Source organism: Mucilaginibacter sp. 21P, from assembly GCF_019331605.1.
In the GTDB taxonomy this organism is placed as follows: Bacteria; Bacteroidota; Bacteroidia; order Sphingobacteriales; family Sphingobacteriaceae; genus Mucilaginibacter; species Mucilaginibacter achroorhodeus.
The window spans coordinates 3119542-3131001 of record NZ_CP063061.1 but is presented as its reverse complement, the minus strand read 5'-3'; the positions used below and the strand labels follow the sequence as shown (position 1 = coordinate 3131001).

The 11460-nt window shown below is 41.8% G+C and carries 11 protein-coding genes; 10 read left to right on the top strand and 1 reads right to left on the bottom strand.

Annotation, left to right across the window (positions count from 1 at the left end; all coding sequences use genetic code 11):
- Positions 1-59 precede the first annotated feature (59 nt).
- Positions 60-464, top strand: a complete 405-nt coding sequence (locus INP83_RS14055; protein WP_219124741.1) for a hypothetical protein — start codon at positions 60-62, stop codon at positions 462-464.
- On the opposite strand, the gene INP83_RS14050 is transcribed toward INP83_RS14055, so the two are convergent.
- Positions 459-1952, bottom strand: coding sequence for a gluconokinase (locus INP83_RS14050; RefSeq protein WP_219124740.1), 1494 nt, complete (start codon positions 1950-1952; stop codon positions 459-461). The genes INP83_RS14055 and INP83_RS14050 overlap by 6 nt on opposite strands.
- 295 nt (positions 1953-2247) lie before the next feature.
- Between INP83_RS14050 and INP83_RS14045 the strand changes: the two genes are divergently transcribed.
- The 9 genes from INP83_RS14045 to INP83_RS14005 are packed head-to-tail and all read left to right on the top strand — an operon-like array spanning position 2248 to position 11432.
- Positions 2248-2637: a two-component system response regulator gene (locus tag INP83_RS14045; RefSeq protein ID WP_146272219.1), complete on the top strand. Its 390-nt coding sequence runs from the start codon at positions 2248-2250 to the stop codon at positions 2635-2637.
- Positions 2615-3709, top strand: a complete 1095-nt coding sequence (locus INP83_RS14040; protein ID WP_219124739.1) for a sugar transferase — start codon at positions 2615-2617, stop codon at positions 3707-3709. The genes INP83_RS14045 and INP83_RS14040 overlap by 23 nt, the downstream gene beginning before the upstream one ends.
- 4 nt (positions 3710-3713) lie before the next feature.
- On the top strand, positions 3714-4397 hold the full coding sequence (locus INP83_RS14035) for a TolC family protein (protein ID WP_219124738.1): 684 nt from the start codon (positions 3714-3716) through the stop codon (positions 4395-4397).
- A complete protein-coding gene (locus INP83_RS14030; protein ID WP_219124737.1) occupies positions 4397-6547 on the top strand; it encodes a Wzz/FepE/Etk N-terminal domain-containing protein in 2151 nt (716 codons plus the stop codon). Before INP83_RS14035 ends, INP83_RS14030 begins: the two co-directional genes overlap by 1 nt.
- A 36-nt stretch (positions 6548-6583) precedes the next feature.
- Positions 6584-6733 carry a hypothetical protein gene (locus INP83_RS14025; RefSeq protein ID WP_219124736.1) on the top strand — a complete coding sequence of 50 codons (150 nt, stop codon included), beginning with the start codon at positions 6584-6586 and terminating at the stop codon, positions 6731-6733.
- Positions 6734-6744: 11 nt separating this feature from the next.
- Positions 6745-8244, top strand: coding sequence for an O-antigen ligase (locus INP83_RS14020; RefSeq protein ID WP_219124735.1), 1500 nt, complete (start codon positions 6745-6747; stop codon positions 8242-8244).
- A gap of 12 nt (positions 8245-8256) precedes the next feature.
- Positions 8257-8871 (top strand): DapH/DapD/GlmU-related protein, encoded by a 615-nt coding sequence (locus INP83_RS21295; RefSeq protein ID WP_146272214.1) that lies wholly within the window; start codon positions 8257-8259, stop codon positions 8869-8871.
- Positions 8872-8886: 15 nt separating this feature from the next.
- On the top strand, positions 8887-10233 hold the full coding sequence (locus INP83_RS14010) for a lipopolysaccharide biosynthesis protein (protein WP_219124734.1): 1347 nt from the start codon (positions 8887-8889) through the stop codon (positions 10231-10233).
- 11 nt (positions 10234-10244) lie between these two features.
- The gene (locus tag INP83_RS14005) at positions 10245-11432 is read left to right on the top strand and encodes a glycosyltransferase family 2 protein (RefSeq protein ID WP_219124733.1); all 1188 of its coding nucleotides are present in this window, start codon (positions 10245-10247) and stop codon (positions 11430-11432) included.
- Positions 11433-11460 lie beyond the last annotated feature (28 nt).

Below are 11460 nucleotides of genomic sequence, written 5' to 3'. Positions count from 1 at the left end.
TTGTGGAGCTGCAGGATCTAATTTTCGATTTCACAACCTTTTAAACTTACAACTCAAACATGATCAAAGACCTTCCTCCTAATATCGTAAAAGACATAGCTGTTGTTGTGGCACTTGAAAGCGAAAGCGTTGAAGCTAAAACATGGTATGTTTATATCGTTAATCTGAAAAATGAGGCTATCGAAAATGTTTTGATCACCTCTAAAGGTTATGGCGAAAAGGATGGCGAGCAGGTTAAAACATCTGTATTAAGGCATTCCTTTCCCCGTATCGAAGCTAACTCTTACAAATTGATAGAACCGATCGACGAGCAAACCTTCGGTTTGGCAAATGAGTATTGGGTAAGCTATTATATAGGCCGTGAGATATTCGACAAGAAATTTATCTTTTTGCCGGAGAGTATCGTGGATGGCAACTTCATTAAGTTGCCATTAGTGAACAAGCCTGGTGTTATGATATCATAGTGTAGCAATGCTGTGCAAATGATGCACCGATTCCTTGATTGTGCCATATAATCCTTGATAAACAACAAAGATCTGTTTATACCTGGCATGTATCTCAAGGTTCGGACTTATCACAGTACGGGTACCTGTTTCTTTTTGCATAATTGCTTCAATAGCTATACCCATAGTTTCCATGGCCAGGTAAATAGCCCCGATAGCAGATGAATCATCTGACTGCAGGATCAACAAACGCTTACCCGTAATATCCGCAAGCATCTGCACCCAAACCGGCGAAGCTATAAAACCACCGCTGATAACCAGTTCATTTACTAATCCGCCGCCTTGCTCTACCGCGTTTAATACATCATTTAAGGCAAAGCATATTCCTTCTAAACCTGCGCGTAAAAAATGTGCTTGCTGGTGCTTAGCGCTGATATTGATAAATGAGGCCGAACTTTTTGCATCCCAAACCGGTGTACGCTCGGCGTACAAATACGGCAGAAATAGCAAGCCCTCACTTCCTGGTGCAATGCTTTCCACCTGGTTAAAAAACCCTTTGTAATTTTCTTCGTTAAGATCGTTTTTTAGAAAATTTTGCAACAGCCAGTTAACTGCCCCACCTCCGTTATTTACGGCACCGCCACAAATAAATGTGTTGGCTTTAAGCAGGTAGTTAAACGTCATTGCCTTAAAGTTATAAATGGGGCGGTCGCTGCCTACCCTAACTGCCCCACTGGTACCAATGGTCAACGCTCCCACTCCCGCATTTATCGCGTTACCACCTAAGTTTGCGCAACAGCCATCACTGGCGCCGGTAAATATTAAAGTTTCAGAACTCAAACCTTTAATGCTGGTGTTGTTTGTAAGCTTACGGCTATAGGTTGTTTCAACCGGGGTTGATAGCTTCCCGGTGTTAATGCCGGCTATTTGCAGTGCCGGCGCGTACCATTTCAGATCAATAATGTCAAACATACCTGTGCTGGATGCTATAGATTGATCCACCTCGTAAACGCCAAAAAGCTTAAACCAGATGTATTCCTTTATAGAAATAAACTTGTGCGTTTTTGCAAAAATGTCCGGCTCATGTTGTTTAAGCCACATGATCTTGCACAATGGCGACATGGCATAAATAGCCGTACCTGTATGTTTATAAAGCTCCTGGGCATGCTCACCTGCTCTAAGTTCCTCTGCTATAGCGCCGCTGCGGGCATCAGACCATAGCATCGCATTCACCAAAGGCTTTCCGTTTATATCAACCGCCATTATGCTATGCATAGCGCTGCTGAAACTTATGGCAGCAGGCGTTTCTTTCAGTTTATCATCAATTTGCTGCAGGCAGCTTAAAAACGCCTGCCATATCAGTTCGGGATCTTGCTCGGCGTATCCTGGTTGGGGCTGCAAAAAATTGTAATGATCCTGGGCAGTGGCCAGTGTATTCCCATCAGCATCAATTGCCACTGCTTTTGCGCTGCCAGTACCCAGATCTACCCCTAAATAATATTTTTGCATGCGTACGAAACCTTATTTTAAACCCTCCGTAAACTTAATACAACCACCCTAAATTATTCCACATTGAAGATATTTTTTAACAATTTAAATCCCGATTTGCGGAATTTAATCCACTATCAGATATTTAACTTACTTTTAAAAAAGTAATCACAGCTAAAATTTTCCCGTAGTGGACTGTGTTATAACCGATTGAACGTTATCAGTTATCATCCCCCCTGATATTTGGTACAATATTTTAGGGCATGTTGTATAAAAAATTCATCTTTATAGCAATAAATCCACCATTAGAGTTGGTATGAAAAAAACTTTACTGATTGTTGATGACGACCTGAGCATACTTAAACTGCTCAACTTCATACTGTCTAAAGACTACGAAATTGTGGTTAAAAACAACGGCATTGAGGCCTTTAGCTGGCTTGAGGACGGGAACATGCCCAAACTGATCATATCTGACCTGCAAATGCCTTATTTTGACGGCCAGTCTTTTCTCAAGAATGTTAAAATAAGCGGCTTTTATCGCGATATTCCGGTAATTATGCTCTCAGCAGCACATGACCTTGACGAACAGGTTGCCAAAATGCCATTTAAAGTTGATGCATATATGCATAAACCCTTTAATCCAACTGAATTAAAGAACGCCATTAATCAAGCATTACAAGTTTATGACGCCGCAGACATCAACTGATTGGAATCAAAATTCCAGCTCGCAGGTAAGAGTTGCTTATGCCGGTTTGGAACTTAAAGAACTTATCGCAGCAGATCTTGGCAATTCATTCAGCATTACCTATAGTGATACCGTTCAGAAACTGGAAACTTACCTTGGCGAACAATCTCTACTCACCATTCCGGAAATAATTTTGGTTGAGGTGGATAAAGACGAAGAATGCTTTGCCCTTGTAGAGCGTTTGCGTAAAAACATGCTGATGAATGGTCTGATCATCGTAATGCTGTCTACCAAAAAGAATAAAGAGCAGGTACAGAAAGCCATGCGCATGAAATTGCATGATTTTTACACCTACCCTTTTGCAACATCAGATCTGCGCGAGCGCCTGAATTTTCTGGTAAGGTTTAAGCTGATAAAACCACGCCTGCTTGAGCTCTCAAAAGAGGTTGATACCAGTTATAAGATGCCGGTTGGTAAACGCTTGCTCGACTTGGTAATTGCCTGGGGAATGCTGATCTGCCTGTCGCCAATAATGTTGATAGTCGCTATCCTGATCAAATTGGATTCGAAAGGACCTATATTTTACAAAAGCAAACGAGTTGGTACCGGTTACAAGGTTTTTGATTTTTACAAGTTCCGCAGTATGCGTACTGATGCCGATCAGTTGCTTGCAAAAATGGCCGAGGAGCATAACCAATATGCTGCCGAAGAAAGCGGTGCAAACAAAGCAGCGTTTGTAAAGTTTAAGAATGACCCTCGGATTACTAAATTAGGCAGTTTTTTGCGGAGTAGCAGTTTAGACGAATTACCACAATTGATAAACATTATTAAAGGTGATATGTCTGTAGTTGGTAATAGGCCCCTACCGGTATATGAAGCAGAAATGCTTACGTCAAACGAGTGGTCTATGCGGTTTTTAGGCCCGGCCGGGTTAACGGGCCTATGGCAGATAAGCAAACGTGGTAAGGAAGACATGAGCGAACGCGAACGCAAAAAGCTCGATAATTTTTATGCACAGAAGTACTCTTTATGGCTTGATCTTAAAATAATTGCAGGTACGGTACCTGCCTTGTTCCAAAAAGAGAAAGTATAACCCTATGAAAAGAAAAGTTACGTTTTTAAGCCTATTACTTTTATTATCCCTTTCCTTTACGCGTGTTAACGCGCAGCAGGAATCTTTTTTATCAGACGTTAACTATTCTTATCTCGACAAATTAATAGCTACCGCTAAGCGCAACTATCCAGAAATTAAGGTTAGGCAGGCAACCGTAAATTCATCAAAAGCTTTACTTACCCAGTCAAAAATGGCCTGGTTTGATGCATTTACAGCTTCTTATATTTATAGCCCGCGTAACTCACTTAACCTGGTGAACCCTACCTTCTTTAACGGTTACCAGATCAGTATTTCTGTAAACATTGGTACGCTGCTTTCAAAACCATTTGCAACCAAAGCCGCGCACGAAACCTATAACATAGCGCTTTATCAGCAGCAGCAGTATAATTTAACGCTCGAAGCTACCGTAAAGCGTTTATACTTTGCGTACTTAGAGGCGCAGGCAGATCTGCGCAACCGTTCGCGCGCTGTTACTGATGGTGAAATAGCGGTTAAACAATTAAAGTACACTTTCCAGAAGGGCGAAACTACCTTTCATGATTATAATGAAGCATTGACCAGTTTGTACAATCAAAACTCATTCAAGGTAATTACAGAATTGAATGTGCTTACTGCCAAAACCAATTTGGAAGAGTACCTGGGTGTTAAATTAGAAGACGTTAAATAATGGAGTTAGGTAACTTTTTTAAATTGCTTTGGAAACGCCGGCTCCTGCTTATCGTTATCCCAATAGTTACAGTTGCAATTGCCTTTTTTGCTTTAAAAAATCTTCCGGATAAATATATCTCTACTTCACAGATAGCTACAGGTATCGTAGATCAATCGCGCCAGCTATTGGATAACGACCCTAACGCATCGTCAAAGGAGCAATCTATCGCTCATGAGTTTAGTAACCTGGTTGAGATAATGAAGCTAAAAACGCTCATTAACCAGGTATCATACCAATTGATGCTGCACGACCTGACCAGCAGTAGCCAGTTTAAGCCGGAAAGCAAGCTTTATAAGAGCATGAACCCCTCTGCGCGTGCGCATGCTATACAGGTTTTTAAAGAAAAATTTGAAAAACGCGAAGCTCTCTCCTACTATAACCGAGATGAGAACGGTTTGAATGAGTTGCTACGCTCCATGAAATATGACGAGCGTTCGCTCAGGAAAGACCTGTCAATAAACCGCGATGAGGATTCGGATTTTATTACGGTAAGTTATGAATCTGAAAATCCGCAATTATCAGCATTTGTTGTGAACGTGCTTTGTACGCAGTTTATCGATTACTACACTCACACGGTGCGTAAGAATGAAACAGATGCTGTAAACTATCTGCTTAAACAACTCGATGAGAAACGCGCAACGCTTAACAAAAAAACAGAAGAGCTGCGTGAATACAAGATTAAGAACGGCATCCTTAACCTGGACGAGCAGTCAAAATCGATATTTGACCAGATAATAGTTTTTAACGATCGCAAGCAACAGGCAGAAAAAGATGTAGCATCAAACAATGGCGCTATAAGACAGTTAAATGCCAAATTTACGCCTGCAGATCGTGGTTATATTGAATCTACCGTAAGCAAATACAATCAGGCCGTTACCAACACGCAGGATCAGTTACATATCCTTAATGACCGCTACGTGCGCAGTGGTTTCGATCCTAAGCTTAAAGTTGCGTTAGATTCGTTACAGGCAAAATTAACAGCACAGATCAATCAAACGTCTGATAAGTACATCAGCAGTCCGCTCACCGCCAAAGATGAGTTGGTACGCCAAAAAATTACTCTTGAGATAAACCGTGATATGGCGCAGTCAAGTATCAGGGCTATCAATAAAAGTTTGGATGAACTGAACGCTAAATTCAATCGCCTGGTTCCTTTTGATGCTACTGTTAAAAATTATAACTACGATATAGATATTGCCAGCAAGGAATACCTGGATATATTGAATAAATATAACCAAACCAACCTGCAATCTACCTTCTCAATAAAGTTGAGACAAGTTGAACCAGCTATGCCGGATGCTGCCGAGCCATCTAAAAAATTGTTGCTTACCGCCGTTGCAGGCGTGGTAGCCTTTGCTATTTGCGTTATAGTTTTGTTCATAGGCTGGTTCTTTGATGATACCATTAAACAGCCTGCCGACCTGGTTAAGCGCACCCATTTACCACTACTTGGCCATTTGAACACAATTGAGGGCACTTTAGACCTTCGCAAGCTTTGGGATGTAGAGAACCGCGAACGTATGCGGCTATTTAAAGAATTAACGAGATCATTAAGATTTGAGATAGATCAGGAACTTAAAGGCGATAAGATCTTAGCAGTTACCAGCTTAATTAACCACGAGGGTAAATCAGTAGTGGGTACCAGTTTGGCTTACTCCTACGCCATGATCAATAAAAAGGTGTTGTTGATTGACGGCAACTTTGACCACCCAAGCCTTACCGAAGCTATACAGCCGAAAGTTTTTGTTGAGGATTATTTCAAGAACAATCCGGATAACTATAATTCGATTGCGGTTACCACCAATGTAATGGGTACGCACGGTGGAGATATTACACTTTTAGAACTAAGCGACGAAAATTTCATCAGAACCCGTTTCAATGAGCTGAAGATGAAGTATGATATCATTATTATTGAAACGCCGCCGCTATCATCTTTAAATAAATCTAAAGAGTGGATATTATTTGCAAACAAGGTGATTGCCATATACGAGGCCAACAAGGGTATTAATAAAGCGCAACAAGCCGATGTTGAATACCTGCGTAACTTGAATGCGAAATTTGCAGGTTGGGTGTTGAATAAGACCAGCCCCGATATAGAAAAATTTTAGAGCAAGCTGCTTAATTTTTACGACGGCGACCCCGAGATGAGGATAGAACCAAAAATAGTTGAGCAAAAAGAAGCGTGCGACGAGTTTGCAGAACTCAAACCGCTACAGCAACGCAGCCGCAAGGCTGCCATTTGGCTTGCATTTGTGGGTGTGTTTATTTGGGCAGCTAAAATTTTGTTCTTCTAAATTACTTGCCAATGCTTAATCAGGCGCAAAAAAGTAACTCGGTCATAAGCTTTTACCGCAAATTGGTAACAGGCGAATTAAGCACGCCTACCATGATCCTTGTGTTTTTACCCGTGGCTGCGCTTATTGCAGTGGCTATAGCTTTTGGGGGCATCATTGCAGCCGGGGCTATCCTTGCATTGATCATAGGCGTGCCATTGGTTTTAGCCATTATTGCGTATCCAATATTTGGCATTGCGGTGTTTATGGTACTGGCATTTTTTATGAATTATATTTCTGAGCCCTTGCCGCCAGAAACGCCTACGGGTATCGTGCTGGATATTCTTACCTATTTGCTCATCTTAGGTTTCCTGCTGAAATTTAAATATGACCGCGACTGGAGCCATTTTCAAAATCCTATCAGTTACTGGATCCTGGCCTGGCTTGCCTACAACTTTTTCGAAGCCATTAACCCGGCATCACCATCCATCCTGGCGTGGATCTACACAGTGCGTACCGTAGCATTTATCATGCTGATGTATTTTATCTTTTTATATCAGATACGCACTAAGAAGACCATCAAATTCCTTTTCAAGTTATGGCTGATACTGGCGTTCCTTTCAGCCTTATCGGGTTTCCAGCAGGAAAACATTGGCTTGCTTCCGATGGAGAAAGCCTGGTATGCACAAGACCCACTGCGTTTAAGCTTCCTTTATATTAACGGGCACCTTCGCAAGGTGGCCATATTTCCGGACCCGGTGACGTTCGCTTACAACATGGTGGTAGCTGCACTACTATGCCTGTGCTTGTTATTCACCAAAATCAAAACCTGGAAAAAGGTTGTATTGGGTCTAAGCATCCCATTCTTTTTCCTTGTGATGCTTTATTCGGGTACCCGTGGCGCTTTCGTTCTTCCTCCGGCGGCATTAGCTTTGCTGGCCGTTATGAACTATAATAAAAAGATATTGATGATGGTAGGCGCTGCAGCGCTTGTTTTAGGTGCGCTTATTTTTATGCCTACATCCAATCAATTCATCAAACGTTTCCAAACGGCTTTTCGCCCTTCAGACGACGCTTCATTTAATGTACGGGCAGAGAATCAGCGTAAGATAAAACCTTATATCCTTTCCCATCCTATTGGTGGTGGTTTGGGATCTGTTGGTATCTGGGGGCGCCGTTTTGCGCCAAATTCATTCCTGGCAAAATTCCCGCCTGATAGCGGTTACGTACGCGTTGCTGTTGAAATGGGTTATGTAGGTTTGCTGCTATTTTGTGCGCTGATGTTTGTGATACTTAAAACAGGTATCAATAACTACTACCTCATTAAAGATCCTGAGCTAAAAATGTATTGCCTGGCTATGGTACTCATTATCTTTGTGTTTAATATTGGCAACTATCCACAGCAAGCTTTAGTTCAATATCCATCCAATATTTTATTCTATCTTGCCTGCGCGTTGCTAAGCGTTACTTTACGTTTAGATAAACAAGAACGTGAAAAAAGCGTTAACCAATCGACCCAATTAAACGCCTGATAAGCAGAGAAGATGTCATTATTATCAACCGTTAAATCAAACCCACGCTTAAAAAAGATCGTCCATTGGATGATAGTGGTGCCCGGGCGTGCCACGCCGCGGCTTTGGGTGCGGTGGTTTGTAACGCCGTTCTTCCATCACAGGGGTAAGCACTCAAAAGTTAGTTTTAGCGCGCGCCTTGATGTTTTCCCTTTCAACAAATTTTCAATGGGCGAATACAGTGTGGTAGAAAGCTTCAGCGTTATCAATAATGGCGTTGGAGATATAATCATTGGCCACCACACAGGAATAGGCTTGCGTAATACACTCATTGGGCCGGTTACATTAGGCAATTATGTAACACTGGCACAAAATATCACCCTTTCTGGGTTAAACCATGGTTTTGAAGATGTGAATACCCCCATCCGTCTTCAAAAAGTGATCACCAAACAAATAACCGTTTGCGACGAAGTATGGATAGGATCAAACTGCGTTATTACAGCAGGTGTAACTATCGGTAAGCATGCTGTTATAGGTGCAGGCAGCGTAGTAACTAAAGATATCCCCGAGTACTGCGTTGCGTTGGGCAACCCCGCAAAAGTTATTAAAAAATATAATTTTGAAACCGGCAACTGGGACAGAGTTTAGCCGTATAACCTACATATGCCCGATTTAAGGAAGCTCGTTAACAAACATACCATTTCATTGGCAACCAGTGCCGCTATGCCTGTAATTGGTATGCTGGTGCTATCGCTAATGGCGCATAACCTAACCGCTCCGGAATTTGGTAATTACATCTTCCTGCTTATAACCATCCTACTGGCAGATACATTCAGGAACGGCTTTGTACAAACCTCCCTTATTAAGTTTTATGCAGGCACCAGTAAAAAAACAGCTGCAGAGGTGGCGGGCTCTGCATGGTATGTGGGCATTATGCAAACGCTGGTTTTTGTTACCATAGATGCTGTAGTTTACTTTATATACCGCAGCAAAAGCCCGGATACCGAAACAACTATACAATGGTTTGGCATTATTTATTTAAGCACACTTCCGGGCGCTATAGCTTCCTATTTACTCCAGGCCGAGGAAAAATTTGGCCGGATGCTGTTGCTACAGGTAATTAACCAGGGCCTCTTCTTTATTTTCATTGTGACGTTGATCCTTTTGCACAAAATTAACTTTCAAACTGCTGTTTATGGCTATTTTGCTGCCAGTGCAATCACATCGGTATTCACAGTTTTAAATGGCTGGTCTAAGATCAAAACATTGCGTTTCCGAACAAAGGAAACTGCGAGTAAGCTGGCACACTTTGGTAAGTTTAGCGTGGGCACTTCAATTAGTTCTTACTTGCTGCGCAGCTCTGATACCTTTATAATTAAACTAATGTTTAACCCTGCCCTGCTGGCGGTGTATTATATCCCGCAGAGGTTAATGGAGATATTTGAGATACCCATGCGTGCCGGTGTAGCCGTTGCACTGCCAGAACTTTCTGCCGCTGTGCACAAAGGGAAGGAAGGCGAAGTAGCCAGTATTATGAAGCGTTATGCAGGCATGCTTACCGTTACCCTGATACCTATTGCCATTGCTGCATTTTTGTTAGCTAAAATTGTTATTGAAATACTTTTTGGCACCAAGTATCATGAAACCGAAGCGGTAAATATCTTCAGGTTATTTATGTGTTATGTTATGCTGATGCCTATCGATCGCTTCTTTGGCGTAACGCTTGATATCATCAACAAGCCGCATCTTAACATGCTTAAGGTTATTATAATGCTGATAGTGAACGTGGCCGGTGATTTTATTGGGATCTGGTTATTTCACAGCTTGTATGCAGTTGCAGTAGCATCGCTTTTCACATTCTTCTCAGGAGTGATATTTGGTTATTGGGCATTAAAAAAACATCTTAAATTTACCGTCAAAGATATTTTTAGTTTAGGTGTTCAGGAAATCAAAAGAGTTGTCAGCAACTTTCTTGAAAAATCAAAACCGGAACATAACAGCGTACAATAGCAAGCTTTTATATGGGTATCCTCATCACAATATTATCAATAATTTTCACCCTCATATTCATCTATTTGGGTATCTACAGCTTGTACCTGTTTGTTTTTTCAGTATTAGGCAAGCTAATTAAAATAAAGCCACCACCGCCGGCTAAAGGGCTCAGCAAATTCATTATTTACATTTGTGCCTACAAAGAGGATGAGATCATTCTTAATTCTGCAGCGCAGGCTTTAACAATCGATTATCCTAAAGATAAGTTTCACGTATGTGTTATTGCTGACTCCATGCAGCCTGAAACAGTCGAGAAGCTTAAGGCCATGCCTTTACAAGTGGTTGAAGTTGTGTTTGAGAGCAGTACTAAATCAAAGGCCCTGCATGCCGCCATTGCAGCCACCCATGAAGATTTTGATGCTGCCGTGGTTTTTGATATCGATAACATTGCAGCGCCGGATTACCTGCACCAGATCAACAACTATTTACATGATGGCAACCGTGTGATACAAGGACATCGCGTAGCCAAGAACACTGAAACGCCAGTGGCTATATTAGATGCAATTAGCGAAGAGATAAACAACCATATCTTCCGCAAGGCCCAGCAGGTATTTAAACTATCGGCAGCCATTATCGGATCGGGCATGGTGCTGGAATTTAAGCTTTTTAAGGAAACAATGGCACAAATAGATGCTGTTGGCGGCTTTGATAAAGAAATGGGCCTTGTGCTTACACGCCAGAAAATACATGTAAGTTACGCCGATAAAGCATACATCTATGACGAAAAGGTAAGCAACCCGGAAGTATTTAAGAAGCAACGCCGCCGTTGGTTATCGGCGCAGTTCAACCTACTTAAAACTTACGGCGCAACCGGCTTAACAGAGCTATTTAAAAACGGCAATGTTGATTATTTTAACGAGATATACCAAACCGCTATACTCCCCCGTATACTGATGCTGGGCCTGATGCCGTTTATGCTGATAATATCGTTGGTGTTGCCCGGCATTGGCCCAAGCTGGCAGCTTTGGCTTACCGCTACCGTTTGCTGTTACATTGGTATATTAGTTGCAGTACCTGCAGAGTTCTTTAACAGCAAATTACTGGGAGCGGTAATGAGGATACCCCTGATCTTCTTTACAATGCTGGCTTTGTTATTTAAACTTAAAGGCGCTAACAAGAAATTTATTCATACGCCGCATAATCCGCAAGCTAAATAATTGCGCGGTTAATGCGATATGTGAGTTA